This window comes from Pseudomonas sp. BBP2017, assembly GCF_003024385.1.
GTDB lineage: Bacteria > Pseudomonadota > Gammaproteobacteria > Pseudomonadales > Pseudomonadaceae > Aquipseudomonas.
The window spans coordinates 37449-59746 of record NZ_PVZN01000019.1 but is presented as its reverse complement, the minus strand read 5'-3'; the positions used below and the strand labels follow the sequence as shown (position 1 = coordinate 59746).

Here is a 22298-nt window from a genome sequence, read left to right as displayed (position 1 = left end):
GGCGCCTCAGTTACGCCTGAACGGCGCCCTCTTCGCTGTGCGCAGTGTGCAGCACCTCGATAAGGCAATCTTCAAGCTCGAAGCGTTCGCGTAGCTGGCCACCGAGATTTTTCAGTTCCTCGGCGAAACGCTCAACATCGTTGCAGTCACCTTTGTGGCAGTGATCGTTGAACCACAACGCCTTTTCCGTGCTCACATCGATACGCGGATTAATTTGCTCGGCCAGCTCCAGTCCGCGCGCATCACCAAATGCCTTGGCCTCGCTGGCCAGTTGTTCACATACTTCGAAGTGCCAGGCGGAAACGTAATCCACAAGGATTTCGCAAAAGCGCCCATTCAATGACTTGTCGGCAAAGGCAGGCTTTGCATTGCGCAGCTCACGGAAAGCTTTAACCAGCTCTTCACGCTCCTTCAGCAAGCGGTCAATGAGCTGATGAACCCCACCCCAGCGTTCCTGAGCATTCTGACAACTATCTAGCATGGCGATCTCTTCCCTTCTGGGTAATGCGCCTGCCCCCGCTCGCAAGTGTGCGCAGCAATGGTGAAATCAGCAGACGGCATCGAGCAGCTGTGTTTTCGGTATGCGTGCAGGGAGATTATTCCCGTGCGCCCTTGGCTTCAAGGTACGCAGACGACAAAGTTCATACAAGTGTTTAATACTTTCTGAAGCTGCCGCCGGTCGTTTGCACCTGCAATCGATTGCGTCAGTTTTTTGCCGAACAGCCGATGAGCGAACGCTTGTGCGCACACAGGCGCAAAAGTAGCAGTGCGGCCAACAGTACAAATGACAGCAAGCTCCACTCAGGGACCGTCAAGTCGAGAAAACTCCAGCTGATGGGCGTGCACTCAGGACTGCCGAGCACCATGATTTTGAGCGACTGGCTCAGTGGCAGGCTTTCGAAGAAATAGCTCATTGATGGCTGGCAGCCCATGTTCGCAAGCGGCGCGCCTTGCAACCACACATGTCTGGCAGCGAGCAGCGCTCCACCCGTGGCGAAGAACAGCGCCAGCACCACATAAATGCGTGCGCCCAGGCGTCCGGGAGCGTGTACTACCGCGCACAGGCAGACCAGTGCAAAGCTCCCCAGAAACAACCGCTGGCTGTAGCACAGTGGGCACGGCTCCAGCGCCATACCCCATTCAAGATAGAACGCAGCAGCCAGCATCAGTACCGAGGCCAGTAAGGCCGGAAGGAACATTGAGCGCAAGCGAGCCAACGGCATGGTAGTTCCGCAATCGAGATAGACAGACTTCAACGGTAGAGGATTGCCGCATCTTGTTTCAAGGCGCGACAAATAGGATAAGTCACTGACTTAAAAGGGAATGGTCGCAAAGCAAACAAGAAATAGACTCAGCCATTGTCGGACGCAGGAGTAGGAGTTTGTAGGCATTTTCGCCGAGGGCTTGGGCTCGCGTCTTAGCACAAGCCCAAGGGTGGCTTAAGCACGAACCGCTTCCGGCAAGGGCAGCGCCAGCAGGCGTTCGTCCAGCAGGCCCAGCCCCTCCTGGAACAGCTGGTTGCTGCGCTCGGTATCACCCAGCCCGGCCAGCAGGCGTGCCAGTTCGGCGCAGGCCTCGGGATTGCGTTGCAGGCGCAAGCTACTTTCCAGGTAATCGCGCGCCTTGCCCCACAGACGGTTTTGCAGACTCAACCGCCCCAGGGTGAGCAACAGGCCAGGGTCATCGCCATGCTGCTTCAACCAGCCTTCGGCGGTTTGCAGCTGGCGCGCCAGGTCGGTGCCGCGCACCAGGCCATAGAGCCGCGCCAAATGGCTCTCATACTGACGCTTGAGCGCTGTACGCAGCACTTCCTCGGCCTCGCTCTCCGCCCCCAATTGACGCAATTGCTCGGCATAGGCCAACACCAGCTGCGGCTCTTGGCGCTGAGCGGCAGTCAGCTGCTGCCAGGCCCGTTCCAGGGACTGACGGGCACTTTGCTCTTCACCTTCACGGCTAGCGGCCAGGCTGAGGTTCTCGCCCCAGGCGCGTCGCTCCAGCTCCGCCAGTTCAGTGGCGGGCAAGACCTTGTCTTTGCGCAGTTCAGGCAACAGCCGGATCAACGCCGACCAGTCCCCACGCTCGCGATACAACCGTTGCAGCAAGCGCAACACCTGGGCGTTATGCGGATGACGCTCCTGCATGGCTTGCAGGGTGACCAGGGCCGCATCGCTCTCACCGTGATCCATCTGCAACTGGGCATGGCTCAAGGCAATCGCCAGCTCGGCTTGCGGCTGGCGCTCAAGGGCGCGTTCAAGCAGGTTGTCACGCTCTTCGCTGCGTCCCAGTTCGTTTGCGGCTCGCGCAGCGCCAAGGTAGTACAGCAGCGGTTGACGCTCTGCCTCGGCGGCGCGCTGCAGGTGGCGCTGGGCGCTGGCCCAGCGACCCTCGGCAAGGTCCAGCTGGCCCTGTTCAATGGCCAGCCGGGTACGACGACTGCGATTACGGCGCGACCAGGGATTGACCACACCGCTGGAGGTCAGCACCAGGCCGACCAGATAGCGCACCAGCAGCACGGCGAGAATGATGCTGGCCAACACGGCCAGTGCCGCCCAGAGCCCGGATTGATAGCGAAAGCTGCCGTAGGAAATCAGCACATAACCGCTGTGCTTGGCGATCGCGATCCCGAGTGCGGCAGCGGCCGCAATGGCCACCACCGCCAACAGGTAGACGCGCTTCATGGTTTGCCCTCCTCGGCCGGCAAGTACCGACGCTCAAGGTAAGCTTGAACCGCGCTGAGGCTGTCGGCCAAGTCCGGGACCACCACCGATACCGGCTCTTCGGCCAGGGCATTGAGGCTGTCGAGCATTGCCTTGCTTTGCGGATTGTCCGGGTTGAAATTGGCCAGCAGAACACTGCGCGCATCATCCAGGGCCTGGGTATACACCTTGGCTTCGCCATTCAGCGCAGCCCACTGGGCCTGTTCGATGGTCAGGCTGAGCGCCAGGCGCAGTTGATTGAGCGACTGCCCGGTAAGCAATGGACGAACATTTTCGTCAGCGTTGAAATCAATCTGGAAGTACTTGGACAGCTCCGCCCACCACTGCGACCAGCGACTGGCGCCATCGCCATCAGCGGTCAAGGCACCCAGGGCATCGGCATCGCTGTTGAATTCCGGCGACACCGCACTGAGCTGCTGCACCTGTTCACGTTGGGCCGCCAGTTTCAGGAATAAGCCGGTACGATCCGGTTGCTGGACGCTGCTCAGGGTGGCCAGGCTTTTGGCCAACTGCTCACGAGCAGCAAAGGCACCCGGGTCGCTCTGCTCGCGCAGAATGTCATCGGCACCCTGGACCAGCGCGCGGGCACTGACGATGTCCTGCAGGGCCGACAAACGCAGGCTGGCCAATCGCAGCAAGTGCTCGGCTTCGGCCAGACGCCAGTCCTTGCGGCTGGCGCCAAGAATGCTTTCCAGGCGCTGGCTCAGGCGTTGCTGATCGCCCTGCAGTTGCGCCACCAGACGGCGGCGGTCTTCAAGTTCGGCAGCAGCAGGCAAACCCGCCAGCTGCGCTGACATCTGCTGCTCACGCAACTGCAGCGCCTGGGTCTTTTCGCTCAAGGCTTGCAGGTACTGACCCTGGCCTTGTTCGGCGCCCTGGAGCTGGCGCACCTGCCATACCCCCCAACCGCCAACGGCAATGCCCGCAGCACCGAGCAGCAAAGCCAGGATTGCCAGGCCATTACCCGAACGTTTGGCCGACGTGGTGGCGGAGGGTTCAGACGCTTCTGGCGTCGATTGCAAGTCATCATTGGGCAAGACAGTTTCGCTCACGTATCCATCCTTTGCATTGGCCTCGTCGCCAATCAGCTTAGCGCTTCAGAGGGCAGGTGCAGGCAATTGCCGCAGGGCTGCCAACAACGCCGCGGCGCTGGCACCGCGACAGTCCACTACATTCTGTGCCCCGGCTTCCCGGGCTTGCGCGGCAACTCGCGGGCTAGGCACGAACAGCGTCAGCTGCGCCAGCTGTGGCCATTGCTCCCCGGCCAGTTGCCGCAAGTGTTGAAAACCCTGGCCACTGCTGACCACCAGGCCGTTCAGGCGTTCCTCGGCAATTCGCGCGGATAATGCCCCGTCCGGGTAGGCCGGCAGGTAGCGGCGGTAGAGTTGCAGATAATCGACACTAGCACCTTGCTCGGTGAGACGCTCGGCGAGCAATTCACGCCCGCCTTCGCCGCGCATGATCAATACCCGCGGTGCCGGCCCGGCAATCGCCTGGTGCAATGCTGGCAGTTGCAGGAGTGCTTCGCTGTCGTCGCCGGCCGCTGGATAGCTGACCTGGCAGCCATGCTCCTGAAGAATCTGCGCAGACGCAGCCCCCACGGTAAACCAGGCTGAATGAGGCAGCTGCGGCCAATAGCGGGACAGTTCCGCTAGCCCCAGGCGCGCAGCCGGCTTGCTGACCACGATAATCGCAGCGTAGCGATCAAACGAACGCAGCAGGCCGCGCTGGGGCTCTTCCAGGCTCAATGCCTCGATTTCCAGCAACGGCAGGCTACTGCTGGCAACCTCGTGCTCAGTCAGCACCTGTGCCAGTGCGGTGCATTCATCCGCCGGCCGGGTCAGGAGCAGGCGCCAGTTGCTCACGGGTGACCGGCCTCGCCATACACGGCTTTGAGGATGTCTTCGGCGCCTTGCTTGAGCAGGTCTTCGGCAACCTGGACACCCAGAGCCTCAGCAGCGCGGCGCGGCGCACGGGCCTGAGCGGTCAGCAACTTGCCGCCGCTCGGTTCGCCGACCAGACCGCGCAGCCACAGCTGGTCGCCCTCCAGCACGGCGTAACAGGCGATCGGCACCTGGCAACCGCCATTGAGGTGCTTGTTCAGCGCTCGCTCGGCAGTCACGCGGTCAGCAGTGTCCTGATGGTGCAAAGGCGCCAGCAGCGCATGGATTTCGCTGTCGGCACTACGGCATTCGATACCCACCGCGCCCTGGCCACCGGCAGGCAGGCTGTCATCGACACTGATGCCGGAGGTAATGCGCGCTTCGAAACCGAGGCGGATCAGGCCAGCGGCGGCGAGGATGATCGCGTCGTACTCTCCGGCGTCGAGCTTGGCCAGGCGAGTGTTGACGTTACCGCGCAGGAAGCGGATTTCAAGGTCTGGGCGACGGCTCAGCAGCTGAGCCTGACGGCGCAGACTGGAGGTGCCGACAACACTGCCAGCTGGTAGCTCATCGAGGCTCTTGAAGGTGTTGGAAACAAAGGCATCACGCGGGTCTTCGCGCTCACAGATGCAATACAGGCCCAGGCCCTCGGGGAAGTCCATCGGCACGTCTTTCATCGAGTGCACGGCGATATCGGCCTGGTTTTCCAGCAGCGCGGTTTCCAGTTCCTTGACGAACAGGCCCTTGCCACCGATCTTCGACAATGGCGAGTCGAGCAGCTTGTCGCCGCGACTGACCATTGGCACCAAGGTTACCCGCAGATCAGGGTGGGCCTGCTCCAGACGGGCTTTGACGTATTCGGCCTGCCACAGGGCAAGGGCACTTTTGCGCGTGGCGATGCGGATTTCACGAGTGGACATGGATCGATCCGTACAAAGATTGATGTAACGGATGATAACAGTTCATTCCGACCCGCTTGCAGATCTATGTCATTGGATAAATTACCATCCCTGGTAGGAATATTCTCCAATCACGGTCTAAAGGTGCTGCATCATCTTGCGCACGCCCGCCACATGCCGACGGCTGACAATCAGTGCATCACCATTGAGTCCTTTGAGAAACAGCTGGAAATGCCCCAGCGGCGTGCGCTGCAAACGCTCGATGCGGTTGCGGGCCACCAGGGCATTGCGGTGAATACGCACGAAACGATCGCCAAACTCGTCTTCCAGTGCCTTGAGCGGCTCATCCAGGAGCACTTCGCCGGACTCATGGCGCAAGGTCACGTATTTGTGGTCGGCGATAAAGTAAATCACCTGATCCAGGGGAATCAGCTCGATGCCTTTGCGGGTCCGCGCACTGATATGGCTGCGGGGACCACTGCCGCTCTCGGCTGCCGGACGCGTCAGCGCCGCCAGTTGCACCCGGCTGGGGCGCTCGGCCTTGCGCAACGCTTCACGCAGGGCATCGGCCATTACCGGTTTGAGCACATAGCCCAGGGTGCTGTCCTTAAAGGACTGTACGGTGAATTCGTCATCACCGGTACAGAACACCACGGCAGGCGGGGCTTCGCGCTCGCACAGGCGAGCGGCGACCTGGAGACCATCCAGGCCCGGCATGCGGATGTCGAGCAGGACCACCTCGGGTTTGAGGCTGTCAATCAGAGCCAGAGCCTCTTCGCCATTGGTGGCGCTGGGCTCCAGCACTGTATAGCCCCCCAGTTCGCCAAGCAGTCGGCTCAGGCGTTCCCGGGCTTGGGATTCGTCATCAACGATCAGGACATTCATATTGCGCTGGATTCCTGCGTGAGTCTCGCACAAGGGTAGCGTAGACAGGTGAGGTGACGACCGTCACGGCGATCCACGCTCAGACTCGCACGATGGCTAAAGATTCACTGGTTCGGCAGGAAACATGCCGAGCCTCTGTCCAACTGTAGACGGTTGCCGGAACGCTGCCGTTCATTCGCTAAATATCCTGTTGCGCGCGTGCTGTCGCCTGCCTGCGCCGCGACATAATCACGCATTTACCCCGACCGCCGTCCTGCGGCACGCGCCTCAACCCTGCTATCATCGTCGCCACTTTTCCGTTCACGCCTTCAACGAGTGAATCCATGAGCACCGACAAGACCAATCAGTCCTGGGGCGGCCGCTTCAGTGAGCCCGTCGACGCCTTCGTCGCCCGCTTCACCGCCTCCGTCAATTTTGACCAGCGCCTGTACCGCCACGACATCATGGGTTCGATCGCCCACGCCACCATGCTGGCGAAGGTCGGCGTGCTCACCGATGCCGAGCGCGACACCATCATCGATGGCCTGAAAACCATCCAGGCTGAAATCGAGGCCGGTAACTTCGACTGGCGCGTCGACCTGGAAGACGTGCACATGAACATCGAAGCACGCCTGACCGATCGCATCGGCATCACCGGTAAAAAGCTGCACACCGGCCGTAGCCGCAACGACCAGGTCGCCACCGACATCCGCCTGTGGCTGCGTGACGAAATCGACCTGATCCTGGCCGAAATAACCCGCCTGCAGCAGGGCCTGCTGGAGCAGGCCGAGCGCGAAGCCGAGACCATCATGCCCGGTTTCACCCACCTGCAAACCGCCCAGCCTGTGACCTTCGGCCACCACCTGCTGGCCTGGTTCGAGATGCTCAGCCGTGACTACGAGCGTCTGGTCGACTGCCGCAAGCGCACCAACCGCATGCCCCTGGGCAGCGCCGCACTGGCAGGCACCACCTACCCGATCGATCGCGAGCTGACCTGCCAGCTGCTGGGCTTCGAAGCCGTAGGCGGCAACTCGCTGGACGGTGTCTCCGACCGCGACTTCGCGATTGAATTCTGCGCCGCTGCCAGCGTGGCGATGATGCACCTGTCGCGCTTCTCCGAAGAACTGGTGCTGTGGACCAGCGCCCAGTTCCAGTTCATCGACCTGCCTGATCGCTTCTGCACTGGCAGCTCGATCATGCCGCAGAAAAAGAACCCGGACGTCCCAGAGCTGGTTCGCGGCAAGACCGGCCGTGTGTTCGGCGCCCTCACCGGCCTGCTGACCCTGATGAAAGGCCAGCCGCTGGCCTACAACAAGGACAACCAGGAAGACAAAGAGCCGCTGTTCGACGCCGCCGATACCCTGCGCGACTCGCTGCGGGCCTTTGCCGACATGATCCCGGCAATCAAGCCGCGTCACGCAATCATGCGCGAAGCCGCCCTGCGTGGTTTCTCCACCGCCACTGACCTGGCCGACTACCTGGTACGTCGCGGCCTGCCATTCCGTGATTGCCACGAGATTGTCGGCCACGCGGTCAAGTACGGTGTCGATACCGGCAAGGATCTGGCCGAGATGACCTTGGAAGAACTGCGCCAGTTCAGCGACCAGATCGAGCAGGACGTGTTCGCCGTGCTGACCCTCGAAGGTTCGGTCAATGCCCGTAACCACATTGGCGGTACTGCGCCGGCTCAAGTTCGGGCAGCCGCTGCACGCGGCCAGGCCCTTCTGGCCAGCCGCTAATCCGTATATGTGCAGGCTCGTCGGCGTCCGGCCGCGAGCCTGCTGCTCTATTCGTTAGCGCTTGCCGCTACGCACCATCTCCAGGAACGCCGGCATCTGCACTTCCTTGTCAGCCGCGATCTTCTGCACATTCGGATTGTTCTTGAAGCGCTCAAGCAGCTCGCGCGCTTGCGGGAAGTCTTCCAGCACATCGATGCCCAATACCTTCTTGCCCACCGCATAAGCCAGGTCGACGCTGAAGCAGAACATCACATCGGCGATGGTCAGGCTGTCGCCAGCTACGTACGGGCTGAATTTGCCGTTGCGCTTGAGGGTTGAAATACCCGCCAGCAGTTCGGCCTTGGCCTTGTCCTTGATGGCCGGGTCGACCTGGGCACCGAAGAAGGCTTCGGGGTAGCAGGCGCGGGCAGGCAACTCGATGTACAGCTCGATTTCCTTGGCCAGTTCATGCACCTTGGCCTGGGCGAAAACCCCTTCAGGCAACAGCGCCTTACCCGCCTGGGTCTGTTCGATGTAATCGAGGATCAGGCTGGTTTCACTGAGAAAGCCGTGCTCGGTCTCCAGCACCGGCACCTTGCCGATCGGGCTGACCCTCAGCGCTTCGGGGCTCTGACCGCCGAAAAACGGCACCTCTTCAAACGGTACACCCTTTTCCAGCAGCGCCAGTTTGACCATGTTGTAGTAGTTACTGACTGAGAATCCATGAAGCTTGAGCATGAAAACAGCCTCCAGGCCGTAAAGGGGTTGGCCGGGCAGTTATAGCCCCATGACAGGTTACTGACCAGCATCATGGAGATTGTCGATAGCAAGGCATTGGCGCCTGGCTCGTGGCAAACTGAGCACCCCTTCAGAGGAGATCGCCCATGAGCGAGCCAACCGATATCGACAACGACGAAGAAGAGTTCGCCGAGTCGACCCTGATCGAAGCGATCGAGAACCAGATCGAAAGCGACAACCCGCCAGCGGCCAAAGCCACGTTCAACAAGCTGACCCTGGTGGGTTACGAGCGCGACGACATCCTCAATCTCATGGCTCATGTGCTGGCCTACGAAATTGACGCGATGCTCGAAGAAGACCGTGCGTTCAATACCCAATGGTACGAAACCGCCTTGCGCGCCCTGCCTGAGCTGCCGCCGGAAAAGGACTGAAGCAAAGCAGGATTTCCCTGACTACACTGCAAAACCAGGCACCGGCGACGGTGCTGCCCTCCTTGTCTGGAAGTCGGAGTCTCTATGTCGTTTACCCCCGAACTGATTGCCGAGCTGGAAGTCCTTGCCCTGTTCAACCTGGATAGCAGCCAGGAAGGTATCAAGGTCCATAACACTGCCTCTAAAGACCTCATCGCTGCAGCCCAACGCCTGTACGACAAACAACTGACCGACCAGCCTGATGGCGGCTACCTGACCAGCCTGGGACATGATGCTGCCGAGCACGCACAGCAGCTGCTGACCATCCTGAACGTCGCCCAGCCGGCCTGATACAAATTTGTGGGAGCGGATGAATCCGCTCCCACTGCGCTGGCAAAATGGCGTCAAAATTCAATTAGCGCTTAAACTCGCCATTGCTTCCCCCAAACGGCCGGTTTTAGCTCGCGATGAACCACCCCCACGAAATCCGCCCCGATCTTGATCAGGGCATTGACCGCAAGGTGCTCAGCCAGCTGCGCCAACGCTTCCTGGTGCTCAATCAGGGGCGCCTGAGGCGGGCCATGGACGGGCTGTCGAGCCGCCAGCAGCAAGCGCTGACCCTGCTGCCACTGCTCATGCACGTCAATCATCCCCTACTGCCTGGCTACGTCTCCGGAACCACACCCGCAGGTGTCGCGAATTTCGAGCCTGATGCCCCGTTGCTGGCTGAAGCCCAGCGCCTGACGCGCTCCTTCTCCTACAAGGCCCGTCGTGGCAACCCGTCTCAGCCGATCCATGGCCTGTTCCTGATGGGAAGCCTGGGTACCCTGGCCCAGGCCGAGCAGAGCGATATGGACGTCTGGGTCTGCCACGCCGCCGACCTCAGTGACAGTGAACTGGCTGAGCTGCGCAAAAAATGCCAGCTCCTGGAAAGCTGGGCCGCCGGCCAGGGTGCCGAAGCCCACCTGTTCCTGATCGAGCCAGAAAGTTTCGTCAAAGGCGAACGCGACGGCCAACTGAGCTCCGATGATTGCGGCACCACCCAGCACTACCTGCTGCTCGACGAGTTCTACCGCACCGCGATCTGGCTCGCTGGACGCACACCGTTATGGTGGCTGGTACCGGTCTATGAAGAGTCGCGCTATCACCACTACATCGAAACCCTGCTGTCCAAGCGCTTCGTGCGCGCCGGAGAGCACCTCGACCTCGGCCATCTGGCACATATCCCGCCCGGCGAGTTCGTCGGCGCCGGACTCTGGCAGCTGTTCAAAAGCATCGAGTCGCCTTACAAGTCGGTACTCAAGCTGCTGCTGAGCGAGGTGTATGCCAGTGAACACCCGCAGGTGCAGTGCCTGAGCCTGCAGTTCAAAAAGGCGGTGTTCGCCAATCGACTCGACCTCGACGAGCTCGACCCCTACATGATGGTCTACCGGCGCATCGAGCAGTACCTGCAAGGGCGCGGTGAACTGCAACGTCTGGAACTGGTGCGCCGCAGCCTGTACCTGAAGGTGAACAAGAAGCTCAGTGGCCTGACCCGTCAGCGTGGCGCAAGCTGGCAACGCGACCTGCTGCAGCGACTGAGCCAGGAATGGGGTTGGGGCGAGCGCCAACTGGCGTTACTTGACAGCCGTAGCCAGTGGAAAGTGCGCCAGGTAGCGGTTGAGCGCCGGGAGCTGGTGGCCGAGCTCAACTACAGCTACCGCTTCCTGTGCCAATTTGCCCGCGGCCAGAACGCCACCCGCCGTATCGAACAGCGAGACCTCAGCGTCCTCGGTCGACGCCTGTACGCGGCCTTCGAGCGCCGCGCCGGCAAGGTCGAATTCATCAACCCGGGAATCGCCCCGGACCTCGCCGAAGACACCCTGACCCTGGTCCAGTCCCCCAACCGCAAAGAGCCCGGGCAAACCCACTGGGGCCTGCACAATGGCAACCTGGGTGTGCACGAGTGGGAGCATTTCGCCCCGATCAAGCGCTGCCGCGAGCTGCTCGAACTACTGGCCTGGGCCCACCGCAACGGCGTGATCGACAGCAGCACGCGCCTGGCCCTGCATCCCGGTAGCAGCGACTTGACTGAGTACGAGCTGTTCAACCTGCTCGGCAGCCTGCAGCAGAGCGTCGCCCTGCCCTTGCCGATGGTCAGTGATCAGTGCCTGCTTCAGCCAAGCGTGGCTGACGAGATTCTCTTGCTGGTCAACGTCGGCGTCGACCCGTTGCGACACCACCGCGACCTGAACATCCTGATGACCACCGAGCGCACCGACTCGCTGAGCTACGCCGGGGTGCGCGAGAACCTGGTGCTGACCCTGGACCAGGTCACCCTCAACAGCTGGAACGAGGTCCAGGTACACCGCTACGACGGCGAGCATGCGTTGTTACGCTGCCTGCGTGATTATCTCGGCAACCTCGCAGCCCAGCACCTGCCCAGACTGCGGGTGCGCTGCTTTTGCCATAACCGGGCCCAGGCCATCGCCCTGCGGGTAGAGGAAGTTTTCACCACCGCCCAGGCACTGCTGGTGCAGAACCTCAACCACCGCTACTTGCTGCAGGTCCAGCAGCACACTCATGTGCTGGAGCTGCAGGCCGGCGCAGTAAACTTGATCACGCTTGATGATCAGGACGCCACCCTGCGATATCTCGGCGAAGAACGTAGCGACTACAGCCCCCTGCACCTGGACGCCAACGTCTTGCAGGAGCTGGACCTGGCTCAGGTCCTGCCCTTGGGGCAGCCGCACTGCATCCAGCTGTTCTATCGGCTGCAGGATGCCTGGGTGGATGTCTACGTACTGGATGAGCACAACGCGCTATGGCAACAACGCCTGCCCTACCACGACGAAAGTAGCCTGCTGCTGCCGTTGCAGCGCTTTTTGCAGTCGATCGTTTTCCGCCGTGAAGCACGCTTGCCACTGGACAGTCTGCACGCCCAGGGTTCATTGGATATTCTTTATTACCAGTTGTTGCCATCAGCCATTGGCAAGGTCCGTCAGGTGGAAGCGCGACAGGTCGCGATCACCGCCATCGACACGCCCTACTACGAAGTGCAGGCGATTCTGCAGGCAGGCGCCAGCGATGACGTGCAAGTCACGCTGTACTGCAATCAGCGGGAATTTTCCGAGCTCGAGCATGGCGACCAGCTGTATGCCGTGGTCGCCCGCGAAATCATCGGGCAGCGCCGCGAGGCCGAGCGCTACCGTTGCTACATCACCGACCTGGACCTGTCCGGCCTGCTCGCCGACGGCCTGGGGTCGAGCATTCTTTACCTGCGCTACAAAAGCGAGCTGGAACGGGCGCTCAACGAGGCCCTGGCGCAGGTATGAGGTTCAGAGGTCGAAGTCGCCAGCGGCTTCCGGCTGGTACTCGACTTCCAGCAGTTTGAGCTTGAGGGTCTTGCCGCCTGGTGCCGGCCAGTCAATCTGCTCGCCCACCGACAGGCCCAGCAGTGCGCTGCCGATCGGCGCGAGGATCGAGATCTTGCCCTCGTCGGCGTTGGCGTCTTTCGGGTAGACCAAGGTCAGATGGTAGTCCTTGCCGCTGGCTTCTTCGCGGCAATGAACCCGGGAGTTCATGGTCACGACACCGGCCGGAACTTCCTCGTGACCGACCTGCTCGGCGCGGTCCAGCTCGTCCTGCAGGGCGAGCACACCCGGAGAATCCTGCGTCTTCTCATCGAGGCTGTCGATCAGACGCTCGAGACGCTGAACGTCCAATCGGGTGACGATAATGGAAGGCTTGGTGCTCATGATCCAGTCAGACTCCTTTTTTTGAACGATATAAAGCAAAACCCCGCCCAAGGGCGGGGTTTGCAGGAATTCGGCACAGCCGAAGCACGATCGACACTACCACAGCCAAGTAAATACACAATAGCTGAAGGGTTTAAGCCGACCCTGCCAATTGCCGACGCGCCTGAGCCTCCTGGCAGATCTGCCGACGACGCTGGTCATCGGCCGAGCGCCACTGGCGAATGTCTTCGACATGGCGAAAACAGCCAATGCAAACCTTGTGCTCATCCAGCCGGCAGGTACTGATGCAAGGCGACGGCACCGCCGGGCTGACATTGCTGAAGAGCGGCTTGGCCGGCTTTGGCGCATCGCTCATTTCAGATCTCTTCGAAATCGAGCTTCTCGCCCACGCGCTCCCAGACGATGCGCTCGAGCATCTCACCGAGCAGCTCCTCGGTCTTTTCGCAGGTCCACTTGCCGCTCGTTTCATCAAAGTCGAAGTGGAAGCCACCGGACTTGTCGGCCAGCCACAGCTGACGCAGCGGCTCCTGGCGGCTGAAAATCAGTTGGCTGCCGTTGTCGAACTTGATGGTCAGGACGCCTGCCGAGTTCTCCATATCCAGATCCAGGTCCGTTTCGTCGAACAGGTCTTCCAGGGCCTGTTGGGTCGCGTCGACCAGGTCGTGAAAACGCGCTTCGGTCAAACTCATTGCAAGAACCTCAAAAATGTCTGCACACACGCAAGCCGGGCAAGATACGAGCGCGGCGCGCCGAATGCAAAGGATAACGCCCGCCGCCTACCCCGACAGCCCCCGCCCGACGGCGGGCCGCCCGCATAGGCAAGGCGGCAGGTGCTCGGTATACTCGGGCGCAATACTGCTTATTACAAAGGATTACGCCATGAAGCGCCTGATCTCCACCCTCGCGGCGCTCGTCGCGGTTGCCTGCCTTGTTTCCGCCTGCGGCCAGAAGGGCCCGCTGTACCTGCCAGACGACAGCAAAGACGGTCAAAAGTCGCAATCGCACAAGCACCAGTAAGGGTACCCCATGGACGCTTTCAACTACCGCGACGGGCAACTGTTCGCGGAAGGCGTGGCCCTGTCGGCCATCGCCGAAAAATTCGGTACACCAACCTACGTCTACTCGCGCGCCCACATCGAGGCCCAGTACCGTAGCTATGCCGACGCTTTGCAGGGTGTTTCGCACCTGGTGTGCTTTGCCGTCAAAGCCAACTCCAACCTCGGTGTGCTGAACCTGCTGGCCCGTCTGGGCGCAGGCTTCGACATCGTTTCCGGCGGTGAGCTGGAGCGTGTCCTGGCCGCCGGTGGCCGCGCCGATCGCGTGGTTTTCTCCGGTGTCGGCAAGACCCGTGAAGACATGCGTCGCGCCCTGGAAGTCGGCGTGCACTGCTTCAATGTCGAGTCCACCGACGAGCTGGAGCGCCTGCAAGTGGTTGCCGCCGAGATGGGCCTGCGCGCGCCGATTTCGCTGCGGGTCAACCCGGACGTCGATGCCGGCACCCACCCGTACATCTCCACGGGCCTGAAAGAAAACAAGTTCGGTATCGCCATCGCCGATGCCGAAGAGGTGTACATTCGCGCCGCCCAGCTGCCTAACCTGGAAGTGGTCGGTGTCGACTGCCACATCGGTTCGCAACTGACCACCCTGGAGCCCTTCCTCGACGCCCTCGACCGCTTGCTGGCGCTGATCGACCGCCTCGGCGACTGCGGTATCCACCTGCGTCACCTGGACCTCGGTGGCGGCGTTGGCGTGCGTTATCGTGACGAAGAGCCACCGCTGGCCGGTGACTACATCAAGGCCATCCGCGAGCGCGTCGGCGAGCGTGACCTGGCCCTGGTGTTCGAACCAGGCCGCTACATCGTGGCCAACGCCGGTGTCCTGCTGACCCGCGTCGAGTACCTCAAGCACACCGAACATAAAGACTTCGCCATCGTCGATGCGGCCATGAACGACCTGATTCGCCCAGCCCTGTACCAGGCCTGGATGGACGTCACCGCCGTGCAGCCGCGCGCCGGTGAAGGCCGGACCTACGACGTGGTCGGGCCGATTTGCGAAACCGGCGATTTCCTGGCCAAGGAGCGTACGCTGAACCTGGCCGAAGGCGATCTGCTGGCGGTTCACTCGGCGGGCGCCTATGGTTTTGTCATGAGCTCGAACTACAACACCCGTGGCCGCTGCGCTGAAGTCCTGGTCGATGGCGACCAGGCGTTCGAAGTGCGCCGCCGGGAAACCGTAGCCGAGTTGTTCGCCGGCGAAAGCCTGCTGCCGGAGTAAACCCATGCTGCTGCGTTTTACCAAAATGCATGGGCTGGGCAACGACTTCATGGTCCTCGACCTGGTCAGCCAGCATGCGCACATCCTGCCCAAGCACGCCAAGCAATGGGGCGATCGTCACACCGGTATCGGCTTCGACCAGTTGCTGATCGTCGAAGCACCGAGCAATCCGGAGGTGGATTTCCGCTATCGGATCTTCAACTCAGACGGCTCCGAGGTCGAGCAGTGCGGCAACGGTGCGCGCTGCTTCGCCCGCTTCGTGCTGGACAAGCGCCTGACCGCGAAAAAGCGTATCCGCGTTGAAACCAAGGGCGGCATCATCGAGCTGGACGTGCGCAACGACGGACAGATCTGCGTCGATATGGGCCCGCCGCGCCTGGTGCCGGCCGAGATTCCCTTCGACGCCCCGGCCCAGGCCTTGAGCTACCCTCTGGACGTGGCCGGGCAGCAGGTCGAACTGGCCGCCGTGTCGATGGGCAACCCCCACGCCGTGTTGCGCGTCAACGACATCAATAGCGCCCCGGTGCATGAACTGGGTCCACAGATCGAGCACCATCCGCGCTTCCCGCAGCGGGTCAACGTCGGCTTCATCCAGGTCATTGACCGCCATCGCGCGCAATTGCGCGTCTGGGAGCGTGGCGCCGGGGAAACCCAGGCCTGCGGTACCGGCGCCTGCGCAGCTGCCGTGGCGGCGATCAGCCAGGGCTGGATGGACTCGCCGCTGCTGATCGATCTCCCCGGTGGACGCCTGTCCATCGAGTGGGCCGGCCCCGGCCAGCCGGTGTTGATGACCGGCCCGGCCGTACGCGTCTTTGAAGGACAGGTTCGTCTATGAGTGAGTGCCAACCATGAACGATCAGCCCCAGGCTCCCGCCGAACAGCCCACCGACCTTAGCGCCGAGGGCTCGACGCCCGCCTTCGGGGCTGAGGCCGTGGTTGCCTTTCTACGTGACAACCCGACGTTCTTCGCCGAACACGACGAGTTGCTCAGCGAGCTGCACATTCCCCATCAGCGCGGCGATAGCGTTTCGCTGGTGGAGCGTCAGCTCAAGCTGCTGCGCGACCGCAACATCGAGATGCGCCACCGTCTCTCGCAGTTGATGGACGTGGCCCGTGACAACGACCGGCTGTTCGACAAGACCCGCCGGCTGATTCTCGACCTGCTCGATGCCGACAGCCTGGAAGCCGTGGTCATGGCCGTCGAAGACAGCCTGCGCCAGGAGTTCAAGGTGCCCTTCGTCAGCCTGATCCTGTTCGGTGAAACCGCCGCGCCAGTCGGGCGCTGGGTCAATAGCGCCGACGCCCAGCAAGCCATCGGTGGCCTGTTGTGCAGCGGCAAGACGGTCAGCGGCAATCTGCGCGACCATGAGCTGGACTTCCTGTTTGGTGAAGACCAGCGCAAAGAGGTCGGCTCGACCGCCGTCGCCACCCTGAACCATCAGGGCCTGCATGGCGTCCTGGCCATCGCCAGCCGTGACCCGCAACACTACAAAAGCACGGTCGGCACCCTGTTCCTCAGCTACATCGCTGAAGTGCTCGGCCGCGTAGTGCCACGCTTTACCCAGACCCTGCGCCCGGTGCGCTGATGGAACGCCAGCTACAGGCCTTCTGCGCGCACCTGCGCAATGAGCGCCAGGTGTCCGAGCACACCCAGCTGGCTTACCGCCGCGACCTCGACAACGTCCTGGCCTTCTGTGCCAAGTCCGGTATCGACAGCTGGAATGCCCTGCAGATCCAGCACCTGCGCCAGTTTATCGCCCGCCAGCATCACCACGGCCAGTCGTCCCGTAGCCTGGCCCGGCTGCTCTCGGCAGTGCGCGGGTTCTACCGCTACCTCAACCGCGAAGGCCTGTGCAGCCATGATCCGGCCAACGGCCTGTCAGCGCCCAAGGGTGAACGGCGCCTGCCGAAAACCCTCGACACCGACCGTGCCTTGCAGTTGCTCGAAGGCGCCGTGGAAGACGACTTTCTCGCCCGCCGCGACCAGGCCATGCTTGAGCTGTTTTATTCCTCTGGCTTGCGCCTGTCGGAGTTGACCAGCCTCAATACCGAGCAGCTCGACCTGCCCGCAGGCCTGGTCCAGGTGCACGGCAAAGGCAGCAAAACGCGGGTGCTGCCGGTCGGTCGCAAGGCACGCGAAGCCCTCGAACAGTGGCTCGCATTACGGGGTATCAGCGCACCACAGGACAACGCAGTGTTCGTCAGTCGCCAGGGCCGTCGCCTCGGCCCGCGGGCAATCCAGTTGCGTGTACAGGCTGCCGGCGAACGCGAGCTGGGCCAGAACCTGCACCCGCACATGTTGCGGCACTCTTTTGCCAGCCACCTGCTCGAGTCATCCCAGGACCTGCGCGCCGTGCAAGAGATGCTCGGCCATGCCGACATCGCCACCACGCAGATCTACACTCACCTTGATTTCCAGCACCTGGCCGCCGTCTATGACAGCGCCCATCCTCGGGCTAAACGCAGTAAGGGCAGCGATTCATGAGTATCAAGCTGATCACTTTTGACCTCGACGACACCCTGTGGGACACCGCCCCCGTGATCGTTAGCGCCGAAGCCATCTTGCGGGACTGGCTGGCCGCCAATGCGCCGGACCTTGGCGCAGTACCCGTGGAGCACCTGTACGCCATCCGTGAGCGCCTGGTGCAGGCTGAGCCCGGGCTCAAGCACCGCATCAGCGCCCTGCGCCGCCGCGTGCTGTTTCACGCCCTTGAGGACGTCGGCTACAGCGAGAACAAAGCCCGAGAGCTAGCCAACGAAGGCTTCGAGGTGTTCCTCCACGCTCGCCACCAGATCGATATCTTCCCCGAGGTCCAGCCGGTGCTGGAGATCCTCCGCCACAGCTACACCCTCGGCGTGGTCACCAACGGCAATGCCGATGTGCGCCGCCTGGGTCTGGCCGACTACTTCAAGTTCGCCCTGTGCGCCGAGGACCTGGGGATTGGCAAGCCTGACCCACAGCCCTTCCTTGAAGCGCTGCGCCAGGGTCAGGTCGAAGCCCATGCGGCGGTGCATATCGGCGACCATCCCGGCGACGACATTGCCGGCGCCCAGCGTGCCGGCCTGCGCGCCATCTGGTTCAACCCGCAGGGCAAGACCTGGGAGGCCGACAACCGCCCCGACGCCGAGATCCGGCGCCTTTCGCAACTGCCCGAGCTGCTCAACAGCTGGCGCTGATCCCTCCCGGTGGGAGCGGGCTTGCCCCGCGATTGCGAGCTGTCAGACACATCGCATCGCGGGGCAAGCCCGCTCCAACAGACAGGCACAAAAAAGCCCGCAGCGACGGCGGGCTTTCTTGCTGACGAAACCACTCAGATAGGGCGGCTACCGTACTTGTTGTCCGGCTTCTTGGGCGGATCGGCGACCACATTGGCCTCCACTTCCTGCACCTTGCCACCACGGGAGAGGAACTCTTCCATAGCCTTGGCCAGGGCATCACGCTCCTTCTGCTTGGCTTCCATGCTCGGCATCTCGTCTACCGAGACAGCTGCCGACTTGGATTTGCCTTTGGCAACAGGTACCGGACTATCGTCGCCGCTGTCGTCAGCCACATCATCGGCTGCCGCTTCGAGGCCTTCATCACCTTCGTCTTCGTCGCCTACTTCGAGGTCGTCATTTTCCAGATCGTCGTCGCTCATGTTCTACCTCATGACTTGCGAAAAGCAGATTAGTTATAGACCAGCAGCGCCGTAAATCGACAGCCACCGGTAAAATTCAAAGGGTTGCGGGTTTGCCGCCACCTCGGGTGCGCGCCAGCAAACCTGGCGACCACCATGCAGGTCCCGCTCTTGGCAGGGCCTGACGAAATTAAAGAGCTGCCGATAGTGAATCGTCGGCCTACCCTGGCGTGATCAGCCTGCTCATTGGCAAGCCTAGCAAAGGGTAGCGAAGTTTGCGGACAGCTTGTCAGCTCCCTTCGGCGCGCATTCTAGCGCGCTCAGAGAAAAAGCAAAGTGCCTAACTATCACTCTGGTCTGTAAGTTTTCTGCCTACATGCGGCCAGCCGAAAAAGTGACGGCAAAAGCGCCCTGCGAAACCGTTTGCGATAGCAGAAACCGACAAACTGCAGGCAAAAAAATGCCCGGCAAGCCGGGCAAGATTTTTCGAGGCCGTTACAGGTTGTAGCCGCGCTCGTTGTGCTGCGCCAGGTCGAGACCGACCGACTCTTCTTCTTCGTTAACCCGCAGGCCCATGACCAGATCCAGCACCTTGAGAATGACGTAGGTGACGATCGCGGTGTAGATCACGGTAAAGCCGACGCCCTTGGCCTGAACCCAGACTTGCGCGCCGATGTCTTCGACGGTACCGAAGCCACCCAGTGCAGGGGCTGCGAACACGCCAGTGAGGATCGCGCCGACGATACCGCCGATACCGTGCACACCGAAGGCGTCCAGGGAGTCGTCGTAGCCGAGCTTGCGCTTGAGGCTGGTGGCGCAGAAGTAGCAGATCACACCGGCGACCAGACCAATTACCAGGGCGCCCATTGGGCCGACAGTACCAGCAGCAGGGGTGATGGCAACCAGACCGGCGACCACACCCGAGGCAATACCCAGAGCGCTTGGTTTACCGTGGGTCAGCCATTCGGCGAACATCCAGCCCAAGGCCGCAGCGGCGGTCGCGATCTGGGTCACCAGCATGGCCATGCCGGCAGTGCCGTTGGCAGCAGCGGCGGAGCCGGCGTTGAAACCGAACCAGCCGATCCACAGCATGGCCGCGCCCATCAGCGTGTAACCGAGATTGTGCGGGGCCATCGGCGTGGTCGGGAAGCCCTTGCGCTTGCCCAATACCAGGCAGGCCACCAGACCTGCGATACCGGCGTTGATGTGCACCACGGTGCCGCCAGCGAAGTCCAGCACGCCCCAGTCCCACATCAGGCCACCGTTGCCGCTCCAGACCATGTGGGCAATCGGCGCGTAGACCAGGGTGAACCAGATGGTCATGAAAATCAGCATCGCCGAGAACTTCATACGCTCGGCAAAGGCACCGACGATCAGCGCCGGGGTGATGATCGCGAAAGTCATCTGGAAGGTGATGAATACCGCCTCGGGGAACAGCGCCGCCGAAGAGGTCAGGCTCGCAGGCGTCACGCCAGCCAGGAAGGCTTTGGACAGGCCACCCACGAAGGAATTGAAGTTGACGACACCTTGCTCCATACCGGTGGTATCGAACGCCAGGCTATAGCCGTAAACCACCCACAGCACACTGATCAGGCCGGTGATCGCAAAGCACTGCATCATCACCGACAGCACGTTCTTGGAACGCACCATACCGCCGTAAAACAGGGCCAGACCCGGGATGGTCATGAACAGCACCAAGGCGGTGGCGGTCAACATCCAGGCGGTGTCGCCGGAGTTGAGCACGGGGGCTGCCTCCTCAGCCTGGGCCAGGCCAGGCATTACGAGGGGCAAAAGGGCTCCTAGCCCTGCGAATTGACGCAGAGTCATATTGTTATCTCCTGGGGCGTTGGGGTTTGGTGAGGCTTTTTTAGATCGCGTCGGTATCGGTTTCGCCGGTACGGATGCGAATCGCCTGCTCCAGATTGACCACGAAAATCTTCCCGTCACCGATCTTGCCGGTGTTGGCGGCCTTGGTGATCGCTTCGATGACCCGGTCCAGATCCTTGTCGTCGATGGCGACGTCGATCTTCACCTTGGGCAGGAAATCAACCACATACTCAGCACCGCGATACAGCTCGGTGTGGCCCTTCTGCCGACCGAAGCCTTTGACTTCAGTGACAGTAATACCCTGCACGCCGATTTCAGACAGCGACTCGCGCACGTCGTCCAACTTGAACGGCTTGATGATGGCAGTGACTAGCTTCATGAAACTCTCTCCCGAATTGGTGGACTTGCCCCAGGAAAACAAACCCGACTCAAGTCTAAGCGCAGCGCCTGGCTTTGTAACGCGTCGTTGACGGTGACTTCATCAGTGCATGGGTCATAAGGGTCTTAGCAGAAACCTTGCCAGATCCACTAAATCGTCCAATTACAGGCACTTGCGCGAGCCTGTGCTGATTGGCCAGTCGCCAGCAGCGTTTCGCTGCACAATTACGGTGCGCGCCGATTCGGGGCCATGCGCAAAAAGCGTGCAGCATAAGGCGAGCAAAGCTGCGTGCTACACTGGCGCCCCATTTGGATACAGCGGATAGCCGGACATGCTCGCGCCCAAAGCTTTTCTCGATGCCCTGAGCGACCAAGCCTCGCGCCTGTTCAGCGGCGACACCTCGCAACCTCGCGCTGAACTCGAAAGCCAGTTCAAAGCCCTGCTACAAAGTGGCTTCAGCAAACTGGAGCTGGTCAGCCGGGAAGAGTTCGACAGCCAGATGGTGGTCCTGGCCCGTACCCGCGCTCGCCTTGAAGCACTGGAGGCCAAGGTCGCCGAGATGGAAACACGCCTGAACCCGCCTGCGGCGGAATAAGCCAGCTAGACACACCCTGTAGGAGCCGGCCTTGCCGGCGATGGGGCGCGTAGCGCCCCTGGCCCTCCTCAGCCTGGCAGGTGCTGTAGCTCTATCCCGTCGATCAACGCATCAATCAACGCCCGCGCAAACTCCACTGAATGCTGGGTCGACCAGACAAAGCTTTTCCTGGACTCTGCGGTGTATCGCACGGCCTCTTCAATATTGACGCTGGCGCACTTGAGATAGAGCGAAGCGTGCACCAGCGCGTCCTCGGCACTGACACCCGCACACACATTGAACAACGGCGGATGCTCGGGACAGCTGGCGACAGGTCGTTCGATGGTGCGCACAAAGGGCAAATCGGGTGGATCAGGAACGGGCTTTTTCATCGGACAACTCCCATGCAGGTGGAGCGACCACCGTTCGCTGCGAAACGAAATGGGTGGCAGCTGTACGCGGGTTCGCAGACCGGGCATAGGAACCGGCGCACCCGAAGGTGCCCCACGCACAGCCGCCATTGACCAGAAATACAGGCGGGGAAAACCTGTATCAGGGAAATGGAGCTCTGCTTATGCCCCGGACTGCGACATCCGGTCGTTGAATTGGCAACGACCCTCACAGGGTAGGCATGCACCTGGACAGGCGCAACAGAGCAGCG

Annotated in this window: 26 protein-coding genes and 1 pseudogene; 11 read left to right on the top strand and 16 right to left on the bottom strand. The window is 61.6% G+C overall.

The window, feature by feature from the left end:
- Nucleotides 1-10: 10 nt before the first annotated feature.
- The 8 genes and pseudogenes from rsd to C6382_RS20330 all read right to left on the bottom strand — a co-directional run.
- Nucleotides 11-481 (bottom strand): sigma D regulator, encoded by a 471-nt coding sequence (gene rsd / locus C6382_RS20365; protein ID WP_107026139.1) that lies wholly within the window; start codon nt 479-481, stop codon nt 11-13.
- A gap of 223 nt (nt 482-704) precedes the next feature.
- The gene (locus C6382_RS20360) at nt 705-1223 is read right to left on the bottom strand and encodes a disulfide bond formation protein B (RefSeq protein WP_107026138.1); all 519 of its coding nucleotides are present in this window, start codon (nt 1221-1223) and stop codon (nt 705-707) included.
- Between the two features lie 216 nt (nt 1224-1439).
- Nucleotides 1440-2678 carry a heme biosynthesis protein HemY gene (locus tag C6382_RS20355; protein ID WP_107026137.1) on the bottom strand — a complete coding sequence of 413 codons (1239 nt, stop codon included), beginning with the start codon at nt 2676-2678 and terminating at the stop codon, nt 1440-1442.
- A complete protein-coding gene (locus tag C6382_RS20350; RefSeq protein ID WP_107026136.1) occupies nt 2675-3769 on the bottom strand; it encodes a uroporphyrinogen-III C-methyltransferase in 1095 nt (364 codons plus the stop codon). The genes C6382_RS20355 and C6382_RS20350 overlap by 4 nt, the downstream gene beginning before the upstream one ends.
- 45 nt (nt 3770-3814) lie before the next feature.
- The gene (locus C6382_RS20345; protein ID WP_107026135.1) at nt 3815-4582 is read right to left on the bottom strand and encodes a uroporphyrinogen-III synthase; all 768 of its coding nucleotides are present in this window, start codon (nt 4580-4582) and stop codon (nt 3815-3817) included.
- The gene (hemC, locus tag C6382_RS20340; RefSeq protein WP_107026134.1) at nt 4579-5520 is read right to left on the bottom strand and encodes a hydroxymethylbilane synthase; all 942 of its coding nucleotides are present in this window, start codon (nt 5518-5520) and stop codon (nt 4579-4581) included. The genes C6382_RS20345 and hemC overlap by 4 nt, the downstream gene beginning before the upstream one ends.
- Before the next feature lie 117 nt (nt 5521-5637).
- Entirely contained in the window at nt 5638-6384 is a 747-nt protein-coding gene (locus C6382_RS20335) for a LytTR family DNA-binding domain-containing protein (protein ID WP_107026133.1), read from the bottom strand.
- Nucleotides 6381-6488: pseudogene (locus tag C6382_RS20330) on the bottom strand (sensor histidine kinase); the annotation flags it as partial. The gene C6382_RS20335 and the pseudogene C6382_RS20330, both read right to left, overlap by 4 nt.
- 219 nt (nt 6489-6707) lie before the next feature.
- Between C6382_RS20330 and argH the strand changes: the two are divergent.
- The gene (gene argH / locus C6382_RS20325) at nt 6708-8102 is read left to right on the top strand and encodes an argininosuccinate lyase (RefSeq protein ID WP_107026132.1); all 1395 of its coding nucleotides are present in this window, start codon (nt 6708-6710) and stop codon (nt 8100-8102) included.
- 54 nt (nt 8103-8156) lie between these two features.
- Here argH and C6382_RS20320 read toward each other — a convergent pair whose 3' ends face one another.
- Nucleotides 8157-8819, bottom strand: coding sequence for a glutathione S-transferase (locus C6382_RS20320; protein WP_107026131.1), 663 nt, complete (start codon nt 8817-8819; stop codon nt 8157-8159).
- Nucleotides 8820-8965: 146 nt separating this feature from the next.
- Here C6382_RS20320 and C6382_RS20315 point away from each other — a divergent pair, with 146 nt between their 5' ends.
- The 3 genes from C6382_RS20315 (at nt 8966) to C6382_RS20305 (ending at nt 12543) form a co-directional block, all read left to right on the top strand.
- Nucleotides 8966-9250, top strand: a complete 285-nt coding sequence (locus C6382_RS20315; protein ID WP_107026130.1) for a hypothetical protein — start codon at nt 8966-8968, stop codon at nt 9248-9250.
- A gap of 84 nt (nt 9251-9334) precedes the next feature.
- Entirely contained in the window at nt 9335-9580 is a 246-nt protein-coding gene (locus tag C6382_RS20310; RefSeq protein WP_107026129.1) for a TIGR02647 family protein, read from the top strand.
- 116 nt (nt 9581-9696) lie between these two features.
- On the top strand, nt 9697-12543 hold the full coding sequence (locus C6382_RS20305) for a class I adenylate cyclase (RefSeq protein ID WP_107026128.1): 2847 nt from the start codon (nt 9697-9699) through the stop codon (nt 12541-12543).
- A 3-nt stretch (nt 12544-12546) separates the two neighbouring features.
- Here C6382_RS20305 and rnk read toward each other — a convergent pair whose 3' ends face one another.
- The 3 genes from rnk to cyaY form a co-directional block, all read right to left on the bottom strand.
- On the bottom strand, nt 12547-12966 hold the full coding sequence (gene rnk, locus C6382_RS20300) for a nucleoside diphosphate kinase regulator (protein WP_107026127.1): 420 nt from the start codon (nt 12964-12966) through the stop codon (nt 12547-12549).
- 133 nt (nt 12967-13099) lie between these two features.
- Nucleotides 13100-13321 carry a DUF1289 domain-containing protein gene (locus C6382_RS20295; RefSeq protein WP_107026126.1) on the bottom strand — a complete coding sequence of 74 codons (222 nt, stop codon included), beginning with the start codon at nt 13319-13321 and terminating at the stop codon, nt 13100-13102.
- Nucleotide 13322: 1 nt separating this feature from the next.
- Nucleotides 13323-13655: an iron donor protein CyaY gene (gene cyaY, locus C6382_RS20290; RefSeq protein WP_107026125.1), complete on the bottom strand. Its 333-nt coding sequence runs from the start codon at nt 13653-13655 to the stop codon at nt 13323-13325.
- Between the two features lie 190 nt (nt 13656-13845).
- Here cyaY and C6382_RS20285 point away from each other — a divergent pair, with 190 nt between their 5' ends.
- Genes C6382_RS20285 through C6382_RS20260 form a run of 6 tightly spaced genes read left to right on the top strand, consistent with a single transcriptional unit; the run spans nt 13846 to nt 18417 of the window.
- On the top strand, nt 13846-13983 hold the full coding sequence (locus C6382_RS20285; RefSeq protein ID WP_010221125.1) for a lipoprotein: 138 nt from the start codon (nt 13846-13848) through the stop codon (nt 13981-13983).
- 9 nt (nt 13984-13992) lie between these two features.
- Nucleotides 13993-15240 carry a diaminopimelate decarboxylase gene (gene lysA, locus C6382_RS20280; RefSeq protein WP_107026124.1) on the top strand — a complete coding sequence of 416 codons (1248 nt, stop codon included), beginning with the start codon at nt 13993-13995 and terminating at the stop codon, nt 15238-15240.
- 4 nt (nt 15241-15244) lie between these two features.
- A complete protein-coding gene (gene dapF, locus C6382_RS20275) occupies nt 15245-16075 on the top strand; it encodes a diaminopimelate epimerase (protein WP_107026123.1) in 831 nt (276 codons plus the stop codon).
- Between the two features lie 13 nt (nt 16076-16088).
- Nucleotides 16089-16826 (top strand): DUF484 family protein, encoded by a 738-nt coding sequence (locus C6382_RS20270; protein ID WP_107026122.1) that lies wholly within the window; start codon nt 16089-16091, stop codon nt 16824-16826.
- A complete protein-coding gene (gene xerC / locus C6382_RS20265; protein WP_107026121.1) occupies nt 16826-17725 on the top strand; it encodes a tyrosine recombinase XerC in 900 nt (299 codons plus the stop codon). Before C6382_RS20270 ends, xerC begins: the two co-directional genes overlap by 1 nt.
- A complete protein-coding gene (locus tag C6382_RS20260; RefSeq protein ID WP_107026120.1) occupies nt 17722-18417 on the top strand; it encodes an HAD family hydrolase in 696 nt (231 codons plus the stop codon). Before xerC ends, C6382_RS20260 begins: the two co-directional genes overlap by 4 nt.
- Before the next feature lie 134 nt (nt 18418-18551).
- Here the strand turns inward: C6382_RS20260 and sutA are convergent, their stop codons facing one another.
- The 3 genes from sutA to glnK all read right to left on the bottom strand — a co-directional run bounded on the left by sutA (nt 18552) and on the right by glnK (nt 21063).
- Entirely contained in the window at nt 18552-18878 is a 327-nt protein-coding gene (gene sutA / locus C6382_RS20255) for a transcriptional regulator SutA (RefSeq protein WP_038615813.1), read from the bottom strand.
- A 474-nt stretch (nt 18879-19352) separates the two neighbouring features.
- Complete coding sequence (locus tag C6382_RS20250; protein WP_107026119.1) at nt 19353-20684, bottom strand: ammonium transporter; 1332 nt, start codon at nt 20682-20684, stop codon at nt 19353-19355.
- Nucleotides 20685-20724: 40 nt separating this feature from the next.
- Nucleotides 20725-21063 carry a P-II family nitrogen regulator gene (gene glnK / locus C6382_RS20245; protein WP_002555808.1) on the bottom strand — a complete coding sequence of 113 codons (339 nt, stop codon included), beginning with the start codon at nt 21061-21063 and terminating at the stop codon, nt 20725-20727.
- A 331-nt stretch (nt 21064-21394) separates the two neighbouring features.
- On the opposite strand from glnK, the gene C6382_RS20240 reads away from it, so the two are divergent.
- Nucleotides 21395-21658 (top strand): accessory factor UbiK family protein, encoded by a 264-nt coding sequence (locus tag C6382_RS20240; protein WP_107026118.1) that lies wholly within the window; start codon nt 21395-21397, stop codon nt 21656-21658.
- A gap of 68 nt (nt 21659-21726) precedes the next feature.
- Here the strand turns inward: C6382_RS20240 and C6382_RS20235 are convergent, their stop codons facing one another.
- Nucleotides 21727-22029: a DUF3077 domain-containing protein gene (locus C6382_RS20235; RefSeq protein ID WP_107026117.1), complete on the bottom strand. Its 303-nt coding sequence runs from the start codon at nt 22027-22029 to the stop codon at nt 21727-21729.
- Between the last annotated feature and the right edge of the window lie 269 nt (nt 22030-22298).